This window comes from Saccharothrix sp. NRRL B-16314 (assembly GCF_000716595.1).
In the GTDB taxonomy this organism is placed as follows: domain Bacteria; phylum Actinomycetota; class Actinomycetes; order Mycobacteriales; family Pseudonocardiaceae; genus Actinosynnema.
Window position 1 is genome coordinate 1 of sequence record NZ_JNXC01000019.1, and the last position, 18,605, is coordinate 18,605.

Genomic DNA, 18,605 nt, shown 5'->3' on the forward strand with positions numbered 1-18,605 from the left:
CGCCACCTCCAACGATTACTCGCCGCCTGGACCGGCATCTGCCACACCTGCCGACAACCCGTCCAGGCCACGAACAGCCAACAGAAACCGCAGGTCAACAGCACTTAACAAAGTCCTACTAGGCGCTGCAACTCGCACCACCACGACGGGACCGGCTGATAGCAGAGCCGGGCCGCACCTCAATACGTCGCCTACCAGTCGTCGGCGGCCTGATCAACGAGTACGAACCTACAGCAGCCTAACCCGCAGGTCAGACCACGTGGCCGACTTTGACACCTCGCAGGGCGGCCGAAGGGGCGAACCCCCGGTCCGCTGACGTTGCCGTCAACTACTGCCGTCACCCCACGAAGAAGCCCCGCCAGGTCATGCCCGACAGGGCTCCACTTTTGCCATGTTATCGACGCCCGCCCGGGGTACGCGCTACCTCAACATTTGACCTTCGTCGAACCCAAGCTCATCTTCGATCCCCAGTTCGACAGCCGCATGCCATCGCACAGTGTCAGGCCATGACTGGGCTGTCATCTGACGAATGCACTCAAAGGCCTCCGGCGTGCCAATTTCCCCCAGAGAGGAGATAACCTTCTGGCATAGCCAGTACGCTGGGGCGTCCTTGCTCACCGAACCTTCCGCTACCCGAAACAGACAAGCGACCGAGCCCGCTTCCCGGATCTCACCCAAAATGTCCACGAGATCCTCTTTGTTCAATCCTGCGGCGCCTGAATCAAGAATCTCCTGAAGAACCTCGCCGAGGCCCGCCACCCGGAGGGGAGCAGCCAAGTTGGCAAACTTCTCAACCCTGGTCCATCTTCCCACGTGTGCCGCTTCGCGAATCCAGGAAACGATGCCATCACAGACCCCAGGATGCAGTTCCGCAATAGACCTGGCATCCCGTTCCGCGAGAAACCCATTCACGAGCGATTCCACTCGATCGGCTTCAGATCGTTCGGCCATTGAGGCGGTCACCAGTCATCCACCCTTCCAAACCCGGCAATTCTCGAGTTGAACACTCCGACCATCCCGTCCTCAGACCGAAAGTGTCGGCCGACGCCGCCTGACGGGCAGGACGCGACCACACTGCGACCACATGAACCCAAAACGAACCAGCGGGTTCACCACAAAGGTGAACCCGCTGATCACGACCGTCGGGACGACAGGATGAACATGCACCCCTTGACCCCCAGTGATCGAATCAAGGTCTGACCTGCGGAAATAGTTCCGGAGCGCTCCGAGACGGCTCCGTTGAGCGCAGTTCGAAGCAGGCGAACTCCATTGCAGCACAACGAACTCTCCTTCGTTCGCTCCTCCTGGCCGCTCCCTTGATCACCGATCAAGGGAGCGGTCGCCAGCCTCGACATCCGCCAACGGCAACGACTGGGCGGCATCATCTCCAACGAGTACCACCACGCCGCCTGACCTGCACAAGCACACCCCAGTCCCGAAACACCCAGCGTGTCCGGTCGCAGCAGGTGCAGCAGGCGGCCAGCGTAGATTGTCTCGCCCTCGGCGGTGGGTCCGAACACCGCGCCGACCAGGGCACGGGCTCCGGCCTCGATCAAAGTCATCAACTCAAGCGTCGGACAGCCGCAACCCGCTCAACGGCTTGCCCGCACCCGGCAGGTTCTCGCTCCCACCACGGTCCTGCGCCTCCCGGATCTACCGCTCGATCCAGGTCTCGAACCCGACACCAGCCGATTCCACTCGGTCATCGCAACCACCCCGAGCCCAGATCTACCGAGCACACGGCCGGTCACGGCTGACCCCGGCAGGCAGGTCCAACAGCTCCTCGGGCGTGAACTCCCGATCCGCCATGCCGCACAGGTGTGCCACGATCGCCTCGGGGTCGAGCCGCAACGACGACAGTTCCCTGATGTACCTCCCGTCGCCCCGATCACCGTTGGTGACGTAGTGCAGGGTGGCGCCGTCCAGCCGGAAGTGCCGGATCCGCTCCTCGACGGCGATCTCGCCGATCAACTGGTTCCCGAGCCACACCTGCACCCCGGCGTCCACCTCCACCACCAGCGCGGCGCCGTGGAAGCCGATCAGCGTCCTCACCCGCTCCGACAGCTCACTGAACTTCCAGTCCTCCTGCCACACCTCGACGCCACCCGGCCCGGCTTTCACCGCGGCGATCCGCACGCCGTCCGGGTTGTGCACGAATCCACCCCGAACACCGCTGACCGGCGTCGGCAGCCTGCCGAGGAATCGCCGCCCGACGACGTCCCACCGTTCGAGGCCTGCCGGTGTCTCCAGCACGACCTGGTGCGGGTGGCCGGGGCGCGGGTGGAGGTGGCCCGCCTCGCCGACCTCGGCGAGGCGTTCGGGTGCCGAGGCGAGCGGGAGGGGCCGGTCCACCGGTTGTCCGGTGTCGAGCCTCCACCTGGTGAGCGAGCCGTCGTGGAGGGTGGCCACCTCGCCATCCGACAGCACGGCGAACGACAGCTTCCGCATCGGCAAGTACGGCGGCGCGACTGTGTGCTCCAAACGCAACCCGGGCAGCGAGTACACGCGCAAGACGTGCTCGGACGCGGCGAGCAGGTGGCGACCGCCCGGGGTGAACCGCAACCTCGTGATCCGCTCCGATGCCGCGGTCCGCTGGACACCGTCGGTGGAGACCATCCTCAACTCGGTGTCGGTCGCCTCCGCCCACGATCGGCCGTCCGGCGCGACGGCCACGGTGGGATAGTCGTCCGGCGACTCGGGTGACTGCGGCGGGTCCGCCCGGTCCGCGTGCAGGTGGACCGTGGCCTTATCGTTGATCAAGATCGCAGTGAAGCCACCGTCTGCGGTCAACGCGCCGATCACGCCGTGGACCGGCCGACGCTGCCCGCGGACCGTGTACGTGCGGCCGGTGGGCCAGTGCAGATAGGTGCGCTTGCCGGAGTCGTCCTCCCCCTCCAGGTCGATGAACTGCCCGCTCGCGTCCACCGCGCCGGGAGTCGGGTCCGGAGCGCCGCAAGCACGTCCACGCGGCGGGAACGTGCGGGTCTCGTCGGTGGCGACCACGCGGATCCGAATGCCATCGGGCACGCACTCGGCGACCGCCTCGCCGTGGCCGAGCAAGACGGTGGAACGGCCGTAGTCCCGGCGCTGTCCGGTGATCAGGTCGAGCGTGATCACGTGGAACGGACCCGTCGACCCACCTTGGTGTTCGTACCCGACGAGCGTGCGCCGGTCCGGCTGGAGCACCGCGTAGACACCGTTGTAGGAGAGAGCGGCGACCTGCTCGCCGGTGCGGGAATCCCAGGTGATCACTTTGACGGGCCGTGTCGTCGCCACCAACTCGCTCCCGGTCAGGTACCGCCCCTCGCGGTCGAACCGCAGTGCGTGCGGCACGCCATCGGACGGAATCGTGTGCCGTTTCACGCGATCCGGGATGTGCCACAGTTTCAGCTCACCGGAGGTCGTGACGACCGCGAGCGTGGTGCCGTCCGGGCTCACCGCGTGTCCGATCACGTCGGAGGTCGGCACTTCCCACGCCCGTCCAGCCTGCCGCACCACCAATCGGCTCGGACCGTTCGAGGAGACGGCTACCACGCTGCCGTCACCGCTGGCCGCCGTCCGCCCTTCCGGAGGGCCGAGCAGGTGGTCGGCGAATCCGTGGTCCTGCTCCTGCGCGAACAGCGCCCGGTACGCCTCCGGGTGACGCGGGTACTCGCGCCACGCGACGAGGGCCAGTTGCACCGCCTTGAGCGGGTGGTTCTCCCGCAGCCTCAACGACTCCTGCGCGAGTTGCCTCGCGTTGCTCACCCGCAGCTGCTCGCCCATCTCCCGGCGCTGCGCCTCGGTCCGCACCCACAACCCGGCCGCGACCAGCGCGATCACGGTGACCAGCGCCGTGACGGCGCGCCACGTCCACACCTCCCGCCGTTGCCGCACGCGACTGCGGTCTATGAAGTCGCGCTCCCCCGCCGACAGCTCGCGCCTCGCCCGCCATGCCAACGCCCGTGCCAGAGCGACACCGCCGAGCAGGCTCCTGCGGTCCCGGCCGGCATCCGCCCACTGCGCCCGCCGCTGGTCCAGATCCGACCGCCAAGCCACGAACTCGTGATCCGCCGCCAGCCACGCGCGCAGGCGCTCCCAGCGGTCCGCCAATGCCTGGTGCGCCAACTCCACCGTCCCGTCGTTGACCACCACCAGCCTGGTGGCCACCAACGCCTCCAGCACTTCCTGGTCGTCCACGTCGGATGCGTCCAGCCGCTTGCGGACGAACCCACCGGCGCCGTCGGGGCGGGCCAGCCTGGTCAGAACGTCCCGCACCCTGGTCTCCGGCAGCCACAGCGCCCGGTCGGCGTAGTCGGTCAACGCGCCCGACACGCCGCCGATCTCGTCGTACGCCTGGTGTGTGAGCCGACCACCGGTGCGCCGCCGCCACAGCTCGGTCAACGCGAACTCGACCAACGGCAGCCGACCGGGTTCCTGGCCCGCGTCGGCGATGATGCGGTCGACCAGGCCGTCCTCGAAGTCGATACCGCCCACGGCGGCCACCGGCTCGGTGATCGCCGCACGCATCCCGTCGGCGTCCAACGGCCCCACGAACATCACCGCGTGGTCCAGGGCACGGGCCGTCGAGGCGGTGAGGAGGTGGTCCAGCGAGTCCGACCGCATGGTCAGCACCACCCTCGACAAGGCGCCGGCGAGACGGTCGAGCACGACGCGCGCCAGGTCCGGGTCCTCGTCCACAACCTCCTCGAACTGGTCCACGAACAGCAGCACCCGCCGGTCGCGCGGCAGTTCCGGCAGGCTCGAACCCAGCCGGGCCACCGAGATGTGCACGCCGTCGCGCCGCAGCGCCGGCAGCAGACCCGCCCGCACCAGCGACGACTTACCGCTCCCCGACGGCCCCACGACCAGCACCAACGAACGGTCTTCGACGTGGCGGCGCAGGCGGGCGACGTCGGCCTCCCGGCCGTGGAAGAACGGCTCGTCCTCCTCCTCGAACGCGGCCAGCCCGCGGAACGGCTCGGGCAGGTCGTCCCACGACCCCAAGTCCGCCGACGGCACGACGAAAGCGGTGCCGTCACCGGCCCTCGCCACCAGCATGCCGACCACGCCGGCCCGCTCCTCGTCCCACACCGGCGCGCCGCTGAAACCGGACCGGACCCCGGCCACCTCCGCCTGCAACCACCCGGTGCCCTGCTTGGCCCGCAGCACGCCGGACAGCCACCGGCCGTCCTCGAACCCGGCCGGGAACCCGCACACCCTGATCCGGTGACCCCAGACGTCGTCTGCGGAACTCAGCGGCACGGGTCTCGCCCCGGAGGGCGGCTCCACGTCCAGCACGGCCACGTCACCGGTGCCGTCCGCCGCGATCGGCTGCCACGACACCACCGACGCCGACACCGGATCACCGCCGAGCAGCGGGAAGTCCACGGTCAACGGGCCGGACGGCGGCGCGGCGGCACGGCCGTCGTCCGCGATGACGTGCGCGCAGGTGACGGCCGAGGTGGGCCCGACCAGGAAACCGGCGCCGACGGCCACGCCCGTTGCGTTCCGGACCCGGATCAACGCGGGCCCGATCCGATCACCGACAGTCACGAATAGTGACTGTAGTGGCACCGGGTCAGCAGGCGAGTCGAGCCACCTACTCCATCAGGTAACGCTGCTCGGACGTGCCCGTCGTGCGCGCGGCGGCCACCTGGTAGTGCGCCACAACGCGCGGCGCGTCCCTGCCATCTCGCGCAGGTGGGCGCGCACGGCGTCGAGCCGGCAGTGGCAGGGCAGCCGCTCGTCCAAGGCGTCGATCAGCTTCAGGCCCTCGGCAGGACCGTGCACCATGCCACCGCGATCGCCCGGCTGAATGACACCATCGGGTTGCCGGGCATCTTCTCCAGCAGCCCGTACATGCCCAGGATCTGCGGCCAGTCGGTGTCCTTGGGCGCAGCGCGTTGTCGTGAATGGCCGCGATCACCGCCTGCGACTGGACGAACTGCTGGTCGCCGTCACCAACGTCAAGGTGACCGGAGACATCGAACTGTCACGTGAAGAGGAGAGCAAAGCCGCCCGCAAGGCCGGCGGTTCCGCGACGGCGTCCCTCAAACCGACACCGGCGTTCGAGGCGAAGTTGAGTGCTGAACCGTCCACCGAAGGCCGCGACCTACTACGAGAGACGCGACGCGGCACCGAACGGCTCAGCTTGGACTTCAGCGACGTCACCCGCGCGCGGTCCGCTATTGACCGACAGCGGCACCTGCGGCGAGAAGCCCATGCGGTGTAACAGACACGACACCCCGCGCAGCATGTAACGGGTGTGGAACAGCCGGGCGATCAGATCGGAGACCCGGGCCAGGGTCCAACGCCGGTCCCCACCGAACCCATACGCGGCAGGGCCCCGCTCCAGCGCTTCGGCGAGTTGGTCCAACCGCCGCTGGTCCAGCCGGCACGACGACCCGCCCGGGTCCTTCGACGCCAACCCGGCCTCGCCCCCGGACGCGCCATCGACGCCGCCAGGTGTAGACCGCGTTGGTCGACACCCGCAGCCGACGGGCGATCTCCCCGACCGGCACGTCCCGGGCGAACCACTCCGCCGCGCCCCACCGGGCCTGCTCGCGAGTGGCCCTGCCCCGCACCGACAGTCCACCACCGTCCGCATACCTCATGACTCCGGGATACCCAACCCCGGTCATGTTCATCGAGGGCTGACCATGACCGGCGCCATCAATCCTTTCCATTCAAGGTCTGTAGCTGCCCGCCGCAGGAACGGCGGACGCCTGGGCCGGTGCGAGCATGGCGGTGCCGACGACGGCCGCTACCAGAACCGCTGCGACTCCTCGGAAAAAGCGTGTCGCAAGCATGATCGCACTCCTCCGACGAAGTACCCGCGCCCGTCGGCGCGGTCGCGTCTGACCCTCGTAACCGGCGCGGCGACGCGCTCGTGGCGGGGCAAGGCACTGGGCCTGCACCGGGCACAGCGCCGCACTGCGGACACCGACCGCGTAGAGCGCAAACTCCTCGACGAGGGCTGATCCGCCCGACGCTCCTACCGGTCGGATCAGCCCTCGCAGCGCGGACGTGTCCTACACCCACGCCGTCCCGGTCTTGCACTCCAGCGTGCCCCCACTGGAGGTGAGCGAGCAGATCTGGATCGAGATCTCGTCACCTGACTCGAAGGTGTTCGGCAGCACGAAGTTCTTGCTCTGCCCGTTCACCCCGGACCGCCATTCGTGGGTCGCGGTGAACGTCAGGGTCGTGTTCTTCTTCGTGACCCGCAGGCGTGCCCTGGTGCCGTCGTCGGGGCGGTAGTTCGGGCCGTTGTCCCAGACCGTGAAGGTGTCGATCGAGCTGTCGTACCGGGCGCCCGCGTAGTTCCGCGCCGTGTTGACGTCGGTGATCGCGGCGAACGCCGGAGCGGCCACGGCCAAGCTCAGCAGGATCGCAGAGCCCAACGCGAAAGCGCCGCCGACCACAGTCCGCCCGGATACCTGGAAACCCATCCTGAGAACCCCCTGTAGGGTAGTGACACCCGGTGGTGCTCCACTGACCACCCGTCCCGGGTCTGTACGGTTCCCATGGTGGCCCGGTGATCTGGGAGAAATCTTGGACGAATCTGGTTCGCCGCCCGGTCGTCCTCCGGATCGCGCCGCCGCCAGCGGGGCGAGTCGACGGCTGAGACCGCCGAAGCCGCGAAGTCCAGGGCGTCTGAGGAACATCGGAACGGAGCCAGTGCTAATGGCTCGGCGGATCGACGTCGTGCCCGCCACCGCCCCAGCGGGACTGACCGGTGCTGGCTGTGCGGACGGCCCGCAGTCGCCGACGAAAAGCTTCCCGGTCGCCACCACAAGATCCGACTGCTGTGCCGGCGGCACGACCAACATGTCTTCTGCGGCAACCGCGAGCCACACGACGACCAACAACTCACTCCCGCGGCCCTCATAACTGCTGGTCAGCGATGTCCGTCGGTTCTCGGCGGATGCTGCGGCGACCTCTTACCTCGGCTACTACAACCACGACCGTCTACATTCGACACTCGACTACCGCACCCCGCACGAGTTCCGCGTCGACTATCGTCAAGGTCTCGTCCTCGTGGCATGAAACCCCGTGTCCGGTCTTCGGGGACAACCTCACGAGGTGCCGAAAGTCTGTTGTGTCATCGTGAACAGCTCGATGGCTGTCCTTCGGTGGAGTTCGTGAGTTTGTGGCACAGCTTGTCGATCGCGGTGTCGGGGTCGGTGTGCCACAGGGCGATGGTGCTGTCGGCTCCGGCGGTTGCCAGGGTTTTGCCGTCGGGGCTCCAAGCGAGGGCGGTCACCGGGCCTGGCTGGCCGGTGAGGGTAGCCCAGCGGGTGCGGGTGGCGAGGTCCCACAGGGTGGTGGTGCCATCAGTGGCTCCGGTGGCGAGCAGTGTGCCGTCCGGACTGACCTCGGCGCGCCACACCTCCGAGGTGTGGCCGGTGAGGCGGCCGACCTCCTGCCATGTGGTGGTGTCCCAGAGGATCACTTCGGAGTCGCCGCCGATGGTGGCGAGGAGTCTGCCGTCGGGGGTGGGCGCGATGGCGGCGACCGGTCTGCGGTGGCCCTGCAAGTCTTTGATCGGGCTTCCGGTGTCGGTGTCGACGATCGTCAGTTGACTGCCCATATCGGCCAGGACGAGTCGAGAGCTGCCCGGCAGGAACGCGGCACCGGTGAACTGGTTGCTGTACTGCTGCCGCATCACGGATCTGACCGCGTTGGGCTCGTCGACGTCCCCGATCACAATGGGCAGGCTTGCGCTGATTGCCAGGACGTGGCGTTGGTCGTCGGCGAAGGCCGCCACGTGCGCACGCATGGCGGGCGAGGGCCAGCCGGGGACGGGCAACTGCACCGTTCTGCCGCTGCCCACGTCGTGGACGGTGACGGGATTGCCGGGTGTGCTCAGGACCAGGCGTCTGCCGTCAGGGCTGAACCAGCCACCGGCGTTGCCGTCGGCGAGATCGCGTGAGTCGGCTCGCCGCAGGTCTGGGGTGGTATGCCAAGTGGTGAGCGTGCCGGTGTCCTGGAACGTACGCAGCGTTTCGGGCCCGTCGAAACGCAGGTCGGTGATGTCGTGTCCGGCTGCGGTGGGCAGTTGGTCGGCCGACCAGACGAACAGGCCGCTGGTGCTTGCTGCGATGAGCGTGCCTTCCTGGGCGAACTCCGGTGCCCAGACCCCTGAAAGGTCAGGGCGGTCACCGTGTGGAGGGTCGTCCACCTGCAGTTCGGGCAGGGGCATGCGGTTGACCACGTCCCAGAGGGCGAGTCGGCCGTCCTCTCCGCCGGAGGCCAAGAGCCGGCCGTCCGGGCTGAAGGCGACACCGTACGCACCACCCGCATGGCGAGCTGCGACTGCGACCTTGGTGCGCGTGGTCACGTCCCACAGGACCACCTCACCGCGTTCGTCCCCGACGGCGAGGAGGTCGCCGACAGGCGTGAAGTCCAATGCGACAGGCCTCTGCTCCACAGGCAGCCGCGCTACGCGAGCACGGGTCGACAGGTCCCACAACCCGACCTCACCGGCAGAATCGGTCACAGCGAGGATGCGACTGTCATCAGTGAAGGCAGGCGGCATGTAGCCGTAGCCGTCGGCCTCCAGCTCACCGATGCGGCCGCCGGTCGTGATGTCCCACAGCGTCGTTACAGGGCCCACTCCGCTCACGGCCAGCGTGCGACCGTCGGGACTCGTCGCGAACATCGCCCAACCGTCGGAACCGACCTTCATGCTGCGCACGCGTTTGCCGTCAGGCAGTCGCAGGAAGGTAATGCGCCCGGATCCTTCGGCGATCACGAGCGTCTGCCCATCGGCGGTGAACTGGAGGTTGCCGGTTCTGTCGGGCGGTCCGGACACCGGGAACTCCGCAATGTGCTTCAGGGTGTCGGTCGCCAGGAGGACAACCTTCTCCTCCCCGTGGATCGCGATGCGGCTCCCGTCCGGGCTGATCGCGGTAGCGGCCCCCCACTGGGCGGTCAGCGGGGATGCTGCGGTGATCCCCCTGCCGGGTGACAGCGGCTGTGAGGAGGCTGCTGCGGGCCTCGACGGTCGGATACGCCCGGTAGGCGGCCAAGGCGTTGCGGGAAGCCTCGGCAGAGTGGGCGGCGGCGCGCGTGGCCAGGTTGCGTGACAGGTCCATCCGGTCAGCGAGGCGGCGTTGCCGCACGACGGGAATCGCGACGGCGGTGGCGATTATCAGCAGGGCGACCACGGCGGCGGCCAGCAGACGCCGCCGTAGGCGCACGGACCGGTGCGCGCGGGCCTCGGCTGCGGTGCTGTGGTCGAGGAAGTCCCGTTCGCCCGCGGTCAGGGCCGGCCGGGCGCGGTTTACCCAGTCGACGGTGGTCGCCAGGCGGGTGGTGCGGAACAGGGTGCCGGGGTCGCGGTCCAGCTCGTGCCAGGTGGCGGCGGCCTTGATGAGGTGGCGCTGGGTACGCAGGCCGGCGCGGTCCTCGTCGAGCCAGCCGCGCAGTCTCGGCCAGGCGTGGAACAGCGCCTCGTGCGTGATGTCGACCTCGGCGCCGGTCAGGGTGATCAGCCGGGCATCGGCCAGCGCGTTGAGCACCGGTTCGACGTCGCCGTCGAGGGCGTCCAATTCCACCCGGGGGACGCGGCGCTTGGTGTCGTCGGTCCCCTCTCCGGGTGCGGTCAGTCGCAGCAGGACCTGCCGCGCGAGGTCCTGCCGGGCCGGGGACAGCTCGGCGTAGACCTGCTCTGCGGTACGGGCCAGGGCGCTGCGGATCCCGCCTGCGGCCTGGTAACCGGTCAGCGTCAGGGTGTTGCCGCGGCGACGGCGCCACGTCTCCAACAGCGCGTGGGAGACCAGCGGCAGCGCGCCGGCGCGGCCTGCAGCGTCGGCGACCAGTTGGGTCACCAGCGCCGACTCGACGGTGCAGCCCACCGCGGTCGCGGGACGGGTGACGGCGCGCCGGAACTCCTCGACGGTCATCACCCCCAGCAGCACCTGGGCGTCCTCCAGTGCCTCGGCCAGGTCCGGGTATCGGGCGCAGTGCGGGTAGAAGTCCGAACGCAGGCCGAGCACGACACGGACGCGGCTGGTGGCGGCCTGCGCGGCGGTGAGCAGGAGCGCGATGAACGCCGACCGCGCGTCGTGGTCGCGGCAGAGGGTGAAGACCTCCTCGAACTGGTCGACCACGACTACCAGGTCCGCGCCGTCCGGCTGGTCGAGCAGCAGCTCGCGGGCCACCAGGTGCAGGGCGCGCGGATCCTCGACGAGGTCTGCGTTCAGGCGTCCAGCCGGGCGGCCGGTCAGCCCGGAGAGGTGCACGGCCAACTCCTCCACCGGGTCGGGCCCAGGCGTGAGCACGACACGCCGCCCGGCGGGGAAAGCAGGCAGCAGGCCTGCCCGCAGCACCGAGGACTTGCCCTCGCCGGAGGCGCCGAACAACGCCAGGAACCGCTGCCGCGACAGACGGGCGACCAGCTTGTCGACCACCGCCTCGCGGCCGGCGAACCGGTCGGCGTCCTCGGTGCCGAACGCCGCCAACCCGACGTAAGGCGCGGGCCCGTCGACCTGTCGTGGTGGTGCGGGCCGCGCCTCGCAGGCCACCTCGGCGGCCACCGCCTGCCAGCGCCGGCGCCACGCGTCCTCGTCACCCTCGCACGCCCGTACGAAGGCGAGGGTGATGTCCAGGCCAGGCAGCCTGCGGCCGCCGGCGGCGTCGGACAACGCCGACGACGAGTAGTGCGCGCGCCGGGCCAGCTCGCGGTAGGCCGGTCCGCCCGCCGCCGCGCGCAGCGCCCTCAGATCGGCGGCGAACGCGGTCAACGGGCCACCGTCGAGATCCAGCGGTCGCTCCGCACGCGGCACGACGAACACCCTCCCCCAGGTTGTGGATCACCGATTGTCCGGTCGTCGTTGTCCGCCGTCCACGCGCTCGACGGCGGACAACCCCATCGGCCTACACACGACACGGCACACGACAACGAACCCGGAGGCAGCGGTGGAACTGAGAGTGCTTGGCGCGGTTCGTGCCCGGTCGGAGAGCGGACCGGTGAACCTCGGACACGCCCGCCAACGGAGCGTCCTGGCGGTGCTGCTGATCGAGCCGAACGAACCACACCCGATCAACCAGCTGGCCGACCGCGTGTGGGGCAACGCACTGCCGCACACGGCGCACAACACCCTGTACGGCTACCTGCACCGACTGCGGCGCGCGCTGACGACCGACGGACCGCGCATCGTGCGAACGAGCGGCGGCTACACCCTCGAGGTCGATGAGATGGCGGTGGACCTGCACCGCTTCCGAAGTCTCGTTCGACGAGCACGGACGGCCGAGGACGAACAGGCGTTCGCCCTGCTGGACGACGCACTCGACCTGTGCCGGGGCAGTGCGTTGACCGGCGTCGACTCACCGTGGCTGGACCAGGTGCGGCACATCCTGGAGCGGGAGCGGACGAGCGCCGGCCTGCACCGCAACGACCTCGGACTGCGGTTGGGGCGGCACCACGCGCTGCTCGCCGAGGTTTCGGCCCAGGCCGAGGCTGATCCGCTGGACGAATGCCTCGCCGGGCAGCTGATGCTGACCTTGTACCGGTGCGGTAGGCAAGCCGAGGCGCTGCTCCACTACCAGCGAGTACGGCGGGCCTTGGCCGACGAACTCGGCGTCGTGCCAGGTCCGCAGCTGCGGCAGGTACACCAACAGATCCTCGGCGGGCGGCCGGCTTCTGTAGCCGGGGTGCACCGTGCCACCACCGGTGAGCGAAGCTGCTCGACCAGCTTCACGACCGTCGCCGGCTGAACCGGGCGGCGTCGCAGTGATCGCAGGGCAGCCAGGACAGCCTGAGTCCTTCGGCGATGCCGAACAGGCTGTCTGCTGCCGCGCCGCCGCACTCCAGGCACTCGTAATTGATCGGTTCGTCTCCGTCGGCGTCGCCGAGCGGCAGCAGGGAGCGCATGTTCGCTGCGAGCAGCAGTTGCTCCTGGCGGGCGACGGACCACTGCTGGGTGACCGCGCCGAGCGCGCGGTTGCGAGGACCGAGGTCGATCCACTTGCACATCTGGCAGGTCCATCCACCGCGACGCAGCATGGGCAACGAGACGTCGACCACGGCACCACAAGCGCACCACCGTTCCCGCCGCAGACGGCGTGCGCGCCGGTGAGGTGACGGTGTCGAGCCGGTTCCCCTTGTCCCACGTCAGCGTTTGCTCGCCGGTGGGCAGGGTGCGGCGGGTGGTGTTGCCGGACTGGTCGTGGCCGTAGGTCGACAGCGTCTGACCGGAAGGGCCTGCGGTGGTGGCGCTGGTCAGCGAGTGTGGGCGAGGGCTGCCGCCGGTGGGGTAGGTGTAGGTCGTGGTGGTATCGCCGGTGGTGCCGGGCAGGGCGTGTCGGGTCTGGGTGGTGCGCAGTCCGCCGGGTTCGAAGGTCCAGGACGTCCAGTACGGGGTGGGGCCACCGATGTTGGCGTGGCCTTCGGTCGTGGACGGGGAGGCGGCGCAGTTGTCGGTGGCGGTCCAGGCGTGGTCCAGGCGGCGCAGGGCGTCGTAGGAATAGCACTGGGTGCGGACGGGGGCGCGCCCCTCGGGTCCTCGGGTGTTGACCGACTTGGTGACGTTGCCGGCGTCGTCGTAGGTGTAGCGGGTGGCATCGATCTGGGGGTCTGCCAGGGCCGCGGTGAACGTGGTGCCGGCGAGTCGGCGGGTGTGCGGGTCGTAGTCGTAGGTCAGGCGGGCGCTGTTGTGCGAGGGTCCGAGAGTGAACTCGCGTGCTTCGCCGAACGGTGTGTAGAGGGCGTCGGACACGTAGACGTTGTTGCCCGAGGTGATCGTCGGTTTGCCGTGCGAGTTGTAGTTGGTGCCGACGGCCTCGCTGACTAGACCGCCACTGAGGCGACCAAGTACGGCGTGCCGAAACTGGTCAAGAAGGGGGCATTGCCCGGCCACGGCCTCGTGATCCTCAACGTCGCCGCCTTCGGCGTCGCCGTCCACCAGCAGGGTTGGCAGGGGCGACACTGGACCTGATGGACCCTATGGGCGTGCGGGAGATGGTCGAAGCGGCGCAGCGCAACCCGGGCGACTGCATCGCCTAACGTGGGTGCGGATGACGTGAACGGATCGGTGGTGGGGACATGACGGGGCCGGACGACCGGGTCGAGGTCTGGATCGGCGACGGCCCGGTGGAGGTCGGCCGTAACAGCGTGATGCACGCCCTGTTCGAAGGTGCCGCGCCGAAGCCGGCGGCGCGGCGGATGAGGTGGTCGTTGGGGATGCCCGCCGACCTGATCTGGATGCTGGTACCGGAGTCCAGGCCGTTGTTGGCGGAGCTGGCGGCGAGGCAGTTCGAGACCGCCGTGGAGCTCGGCCGGGAGCTGCACCCGGTCGACGACACCGAGGCGGTGCTGAAGTTCTGGGCGCGGCTGGCCGAGCCCGCCCTCAAGGGCTTCCCCGACACGAGGGCGGACGCGGAGCGTTACTGCGCGTTCATCCGGTTGGTATGGGACTTCGACTGCCCCGAGCAGGAGCGGGTTCGCCAGGTGCTCGGCTGGTACGTGCTGGAGGACATCGCCTCGACGCCCGTGCTGTGGACCGTCGAGGTGGTCGACCCCGCCTTGTTCCAGCTCATCCGGGACGAGTACGGCGACGACTTCGACCTGTCACCTGATCGGGGGGACCGTCCGACGCTCTGAGGCCGCCGACCTGCCTCACCCGTTGGTGTGAACGGTGGTCCACCCGGTCAGGGTGTCGAGGTAGCCGGGTGCCTGTGAGGTGTCAGAACTCTGGGACGCTGAGCTGCGGCGATCGCGCACGCTGGACCTCCGGGGCACGATCGTGAGGTGTGTGGCGTTACGACTGCTGTACCTGATCTTCGTCCAACTCTGTGACTGGCTGGTCCTGCTCAGCCGGTCCTCCGCGGCCAAGGACGTCGAACTGCTGGTACTACGGCACGAGGTCGCCGTGCTGCGCCGGACCAACCCCCGCCCACGGTTGGACTGGCCCAATCGCGCGGTGCTCGCCGCGCTGGTTCGCCGACTCCCCCGCCTGCTGCGCGAGCACCGGTTGGTGACACCGGGAACCATCCTGCGATGGCACCGGCGCCTGGTCGCGGAGAAGTGGACCTACCCGAACCGCACCGTGCGACCGCCGGTCGACGACACCACCGTGGCGCTGATCGAGCGCATGGCGCGGGAGAACACCGGCTGGGGTTACCGCCGGATCCAGGGTGAGCTGCTCAAGCTCGGCCACCGGGTAGCCGCCTCGACCATCCGCCGCGCGCTCAAGCGCCTACGCATCCCGCCCGCACCCGAGCGCGACACCGACACCTCCTGCCGACAGTTCCTCCGCGCGCAGGCCGGGAGCCTTCTGGTCTGCGACTTCTTCCACGTCGACTGCGCCCTCACCCTCAAGCGCGTCTACGTGTTCTTCGTGAGGGAGGCCGCCACCCGATACGTCCACATCCTCGGCACCACCACCACCGACCCCGACGGGACATGGACCACCCAACAAGCCCGCAATCTATTGACGGACGTCGGCGACCGGGCAGACGACTTCCGGTTCCTCATCCGCGACCGGGCCGGCCAGTTCACCGCCTCGTTCGACGCGGCACTCTCCGGCGCAGGCATCCACGTCGTGAAGACCCCGCCACGGTGTCCACGAGCCAACGCCCACGCCGAACGCTTCGTCGGCACCGTCAGACGCGAAGCCACCGACCGACTGCTCATCAACAACCAACACCACCCCCGGACCGTGCTGAACCGCTACACGACCCACTACAACCACCACAGACCACACCAAGCCCTACAACTCACACCACCACGACCAGACCACCCAACCGCAGAGCCAGGCCGCACCTCGATACGCCGCCGACCAGTCCTCGGCGGCCTGATCAACGAGTACGAACCCACAGCCGCCTAACCGCAAGTCAGGCCCTGTGGCCGACTATTGGCACCCCACAAGGCCCGCCACCAGGTGCCCACCGACCGTTCAGAGACCCCGAACACCTCCGCGGCCTGCCGATAGCCCTCGACTTCCCGGACTCCAACGCGGCTACCACCCGCAACCGCAGAACCTCACGCTCCGCAGGCGATAACCGGTGCGCACTCTCGACCTCGATCACGGGTGATCAACCTACAGGAAGGTGATCACTTTCGACTCAATAATCCAATTCTGCTGGAAAACTTTCCTGGTCTACCGGTATCCCTTGTTCGACGACTCTAGTGTTCACCGAGGATCGAGCCCGGTTCGGCAACGATGTGCACATGGGAGTGGCCAGCCAGGATCTATTGGGCCGGCCTTGACCTTCCGTCACTGCCCCGTGTTCGCTACGTTCATTCTTGGCTCGACAAATACACGAACAGGGGGAATTGGGTAATGATGCATTCCATGCGACCCGCTATCAGCGTCGGCAGATCACTCGTAGCGGTGACCGCTACGGCGGCCACCGTAGCGGTCACCGCCGTGGCCTTTGCAGCCTCGTCGGTTGCTGCGGCACCTGCCAATACGATGGCGCTCGTGCCCGGCGACACCTGTACGGCGGCCGATCTCGGCACACGCCATCCGTACATCAAGACCACCGAGGCGTCCCCGACGATCACCCACTTCAAGGGCTGGTACGTCACCCAGGGCACCACAGGCTCCCAGACCGTCACCACCAGCACCGAGACCGTCATCTCGGTCTCCGTCACCGGCACCGTCGAAGGGGACTTCGGCATCGAGGCCCTCCAGAAGGCTGGCGCGAAGCTGGGCCTTGAGGTCAAGGTCACCTACACCTCCTCCAGCAGCGAGTCGAACGCGGTCACGTGGAACTTCAGTCAACCCGCCTACTACGGCGTCTACAAGGGCACCAAGAAGGTCACCGGCACCTACGGAAGCCTTAACTGCAACCGTGTCCAGCAGAGCGGCGGCAGCTGGGCGTTGAAGTGGATCGAGGGGCCCGGGAGCGGGAGTTTCACCACCTACACCACCCTTGAGGAAGGCGTGGTGCGCTGCGAGGACACGGTGCCCGCCAACAGCATCATGGCCAGGGCGCAGGACCTCCTCGACTGCGGCTCGCCCACCGCGCGGGCTGAGCATCCGGCGGGTGCGGTGGCACCGACGGCGAAGCAGACGCGGGACCGTCTCGTGCAGTACCTGGCCCCGACCGCCGGTGCCACGTCCGCCGGGCAGCCCAACGCGGCCGGGAGCAGCGTGCGGGCCGCTCTCGACTGCGCGGCCGGCGTCTACAGGATCGACGTCCCCGGCCAGCCCTTGAACTGGAGCGCACCGCTCCTGACCAACGACGGCATCCGCCTGCGCAAGTCGACGATCTTCAGCGCCCACCTGGACAACTGGCGGCTGTGCAACGTGACGGAGAACAACGGGATCCTTGAGGCGTCCCTGTGGAACTGGGGCAACGGCGGATGTGCGACCATCCCGGCGGGCAGCGCCAACCTGGAGCGGGCCAACCTCACGACGGCCAGCTGCGTGGAGGACGACCTCCAGCGGTTCTACATCTACCGTGACGTACCCGGCAGCTCGAGGATCGGTGTGCAGAACAAGTACACCGGCTCCATGATGGGCTACGACCGGTACGCGGACGGGGAGTTGATCCGCCAGTATTCCAGCGGCAGGCAGGATGGCACGGGTACCTTCGCCCTGACCGGAGTCTGACTGCCTCCGCCCGAGAGCGGCGCGGTTCCGCACGTAACCCAGGGCCTCCTGGTTTCGTGCGGGCCGCGGCTTCTCAACTCCCATTTAGTACGACAACGACAGGTCGTGATGCCCGCGTTTCCGGTGGTGGCTGATCCGGGCGCGGGCTTGGCTTGTTCGTCGCCATGTCGACCAGTGCAGGATGTGGTCGGCGGTGTGGGTGACGCGGATGACGAGCCGGTTCCATAATCGGCGGCGTCCTTGAGGATCCTCCAGACGGCGGAGGCGGCGACTTTGATGCCGAGTACGAGGAGTTCGCCATGGATGCGGCGGTAGCCCCAGGTGGGATTCTCCCGTGCCAGGCGCAGCACCAGGAGCCGGATGGAGCGGACGGTTCGTGGACGGCCGCGGTGCTTGGGTCGGGACTGGGCCGCGTGGCGGCGGGCGAGAAGATCCCGGTGCCAGCACAGGACGTCTCCGGACGCACCAGTAGTCGCAGTCGACGAAGCGCGTCGATCGGAAGTCGGTGTAGCAGCGCTGCGAGGAACACCCGGTCGCCGGGGGAGAAGCGCGGACGGGCGTCACCGAGTTGCCGTTCCAGGACGGTGATCTGGTGCCGTAGCGCCGGGATCTCCACGTCCTTGTCCCGAGCACTCATAGGCACAGGCGCAGCAACGCGAACGCGTTGGTCACACCGAGGCAGGCCAGTCGGAGCAGCACAGCTGGTCATCATGCCGTGCTGGTCGACGTCACAGCGGATGGCGGCCGGTCCGCGAACGCTCGACTTCCCTTGAGCTTCATACGTCCTCTACCTGCATGGATGAAGTTATCGGCAGGCACAACGCCGGTACGAGCAGGTGCTGCTCGGCGCCGGTTGCGAGCACCGGTTCGTGCAGGCGGTGCTGCGGCTCGCCGACTCGCCGGTGCTCGCGGACGAGACGCTCGCCCAGCTGGAGTCGTTGGCAGGCATCGCTGCGGCTGAACGGGTGATCCACTCGGCCATCACGGCGAAACCTGTGGCCGTTTGTGTAATTCGCGCCCGTAGGAACTCGATAGCCACATAAAGTTCTTCGATCCCGC

The 18,605-nt window shown here is 68.5% G+C and carries 16 protein-coding genes and 1 pseudogene; 8 read left to right on the top strand and 9 right to left on the bottom strand.

Features of this window, described 5'->3' with window-relative positions; translation table 11 throughout:
* Positions 1–420: 420 nt before the first annotated feature.
* The 3 genes from OQ02_RS43980 to OQ02_RS43985 form a co-directional block, all read right to left on the bottom strand.
* On the bottom strand, positions 421–963 hold the full coding sequence (locus tag OQ02_RS43980) for a HEAT repeat domain-containing protein (RefSeq protein ID WP_156077253.1): 543 nt from the start codon (positions 961–963) through the stop codon (positions 421–423).
* Between the two features lie 765 nt (positions 964–1,728).
* Complete coding sequence (locus OQ02_RS23945) at positions 1,729–5,535, bottom strand: nSTAND1 domain-containing NTPase (protein ID WP_033440819.1); 3,807 nt, start codon at positions 5,533–5,535, stop codon at positions 1,729–1,731.
* Between the two features lie 54 nt (positions 5,536–5,589).
* Positions 5,590–5,775, bottom strand: coding sequence for a hypothetical protein (locus OQ02_RS43985; protein WP_156077254.1), 186 nt, complete (start codon positions 5,773–5,775; stop codon positions 5,590–5,592).
* A gap of 115 nt (positions 5,776–5,890) precedes the next feature.
* Between OQ02_RS43985 and OQ02_RS44950 the strand changes: the two genes are divergently transcribed.
* Positions 5,891–6,214, top strand: a complete 324-nt coding sequence (locus OQ02_RS44950) for a hypothetical protein (protein ID WP_033440820.1) — start codon at positions 5,891–5,893, stop codon at positions 6,212–6,214.
* On the opposite strand, the gene OQ02_RS47210 is transcribed toward OQ02_RS44950, so the two are convergent.
* The 3 genes and pseudogenes from OQ02_RS47210 to OQ02_RS23955 all read right to left on the bottom strand — a co-directional run bounded on the left by OQ02_RS47210 (position 6,098) and on the right by OQ02_RS23955 (position 7,430).
* Complete coding sequence (locus OQ02_RS47210) at positions 6,098–6,409, bottom strand: helix-turn-helix domain-containing protein (protein WP_197043459.1); 312 nt, start codon at positions 6,407–6,409, stop codon at positions 6,098–6,100. The two genes, OQ02_RS44950 and OQ02_RS47210, sit on opposite strands and share 117 nt — an antisense overlap.
* A gap of 31 nt (positions 6,410–6,440) precedes the next feature.
* A pseudogene (locus OQ02_RS47215) lies at positions 6,441–6,668 on the bottom strand (helix-turn-helix domain-containing protein); the annotation flags it as partial.
* Between the two features lie 345 nt (positions 6,669–7,013).
* Positions 7,014–7,430, bottom strand: coding sequence for a hypothetical protein (locus OQ02_RS23955; RefSeq protein ID WP_156077255.1), 417 nt, complete (start codon positions 7,428–7,430; stop codon positions 7,014–7,016).
* A gap of 445 nt (positions 7,431–7,875) precedes the next feature.
* Here OQ02_RS23955 and OQ02_RS47220 point away from each other — a divergent pair, with 445 nt between their 5' ends.
* Positions 7,876–8,028, top strand: a complete 153-nt coding sequence (locus OQ02_RS47220) for an IS3 family transposase (RefSeq protein ID WP_442973674.1) — start codon at positions 7,876–7,878, stop codon at positions 8,026–8,028.
* 55 nt (positions 8,029–8,083) lie between these two features.
* Here the strand turns inward: OQ02_RS47220 and OQ02_RS42615 are convergent, their stop codons facing one another.
* Together OQ02_RS42615 and OQ02_RS42620 are read right to left on the bottom strand one after the other, a co-directional pair.
* On the bottom strand, positions 8,084–9,796 hold the full coding sequence (locus OQ02_RS42615; RefSeq protein ID WP_156077256.1) for a WD40 repeat domain-containing protein: 1,713 nt from the start codon (positions 9,794–9,796) through the stop codon (positions 8,084–8,086).
* Positions 9,690–11,771: an nSTAND1 domain-containing NTPase gene (locus OQ02_RS42620; RefSeq protein WP_156077257.1), complete on the bottom strand. Its 2,082-nt coding sequence runs from the start codon at positions 11,769–11,771 to the stop codon at positions 9,690–9,692. Before OQ02_RS42620 ends, OQ02_RS42615 begins: the two co-directional genes overlap by 107 nt.
* A gap of 133 nt (positions 11,772–11,904) precedes the next feature.
* Here OQ02_RS42620 and OQ02_RS23970 point away from each other — a divergent pair, with 133 nt between their 5' ends.
* Positions 11,905–12,702, top strand: a complete 798-nt coding sequence (locus OQ02_RS23970) for an AfsR/SARP family transcriptional regulator (RefSeq protein WP_197043460.1) — start codon at positions 11,905–11,907, stop codon at positions 12,700–12,702.
* Here the strand turns inward: OQ02_RS23970 and OQ02_RS23975 are convergent.
* Positions 12,683–13,012, bottom strand: coding sequence for a hypothetical protein (locus OQ02_RS23975; RefSeq protein ID WP_156077258.1), 330 nt, complete (start codon positions 13,010–13,012; stop codon positions 12,683–12,685). The genes OQ02_RS23970 and OQ02_RS23975 overlap by 20 nt on opposite strands.
* A gap of 242 nt (positions 13,013–13,254) precedes the next feature.
* On the opposite strand from OQ02_RS23975, the gene OQ02_RS23980 reads away from it, so the two are divergent.
* From OQ02_RS23980 to OQ02_RS24000, 5 genes are all read left to right on the top strand, one after another.
* Positions 13,255–13,449 carry a hypothetical protein gene (locus OQ02_RS23980; RefSeq protein ID WP_156077259.1) on the top strand — a complete coding sequence of 65 codons (195 nt, stop codon included), beginning with the start codon at positions 13,255–13,257 and terminating at the stop codon, positions 13,447–13,449.
* Between the two features lie 580 nt (positions 13,450–14,029).
* On the top strand, positions 14,030–14,587 hold the full coding sequence (locus tag OQ02_RS23985) for a hypothetical protein (RefSeq protein WP_033440826.1): 558 nt from the start codon (positions 14,030–14,032) through the stop codon (positions 14,585–14,587).
* 151 nt (positions 14,588–14,738) lie between these two features.
* Positions 14,739–15,812 (top strand): integrase core domain-containing protein, encoded by a 1,074-nt coding sequence (locus OQ02_RS45985; protein WP_033440926.1) that lies wholly within the window; start codon positions 14,739–14,741, stop codon positions 15,810–15,812.
* A gap of 507 nt (positions 15,813–16,319) precedes the next feature.
* Entirely contained in the window at positions 16,320–17,546 is a 1,227-nt protein-coding gene (locus OQ02_RS23995) for a hypothetical protein (RefSeq protein ID WP_231500192.1), read from the top strand.
* Between the two features lie 836 nt (positions 17,547–18,382).
* Positions 18,383–18,589: a hypothetical protein gene (locus OQ02_RS24000; protein ID WP_033440827.1), complete on the top strand. Its 207-nt coding sequence runs from the start codon at positions 18,383–18,385 to the stop codon at positions 18,587–18,589.
* Positions 18,590–18,605 lie beyond the last annotated feature (16 nt).

Bases quoted from the DNA above. Each gene is read 5' to 3' on its own strand.
- OQ02_RS43985 (WP_156077254.1), bottom strand. From the start codon at position 5,775: ATGGTGCACGGTCCTGCCGAGGGCCTGAAGCTGATCGACGCCTTGGAC.
- OQ02_RS23955 (WP_156077255.1), bottom strand. From the start codon at position 7,430: ATGGGTTTCCAGGTATCCGGGCGGACTGTGGTCGGCGGCGCTTTCGCG.
- OQ02_RS23985 (WP_033440826.1), top strand. From the start codon at position 14,030: ATGACGGGGCCGGACGACCGGGTCGAGGTCTGGATCGGCGACGGCCCG.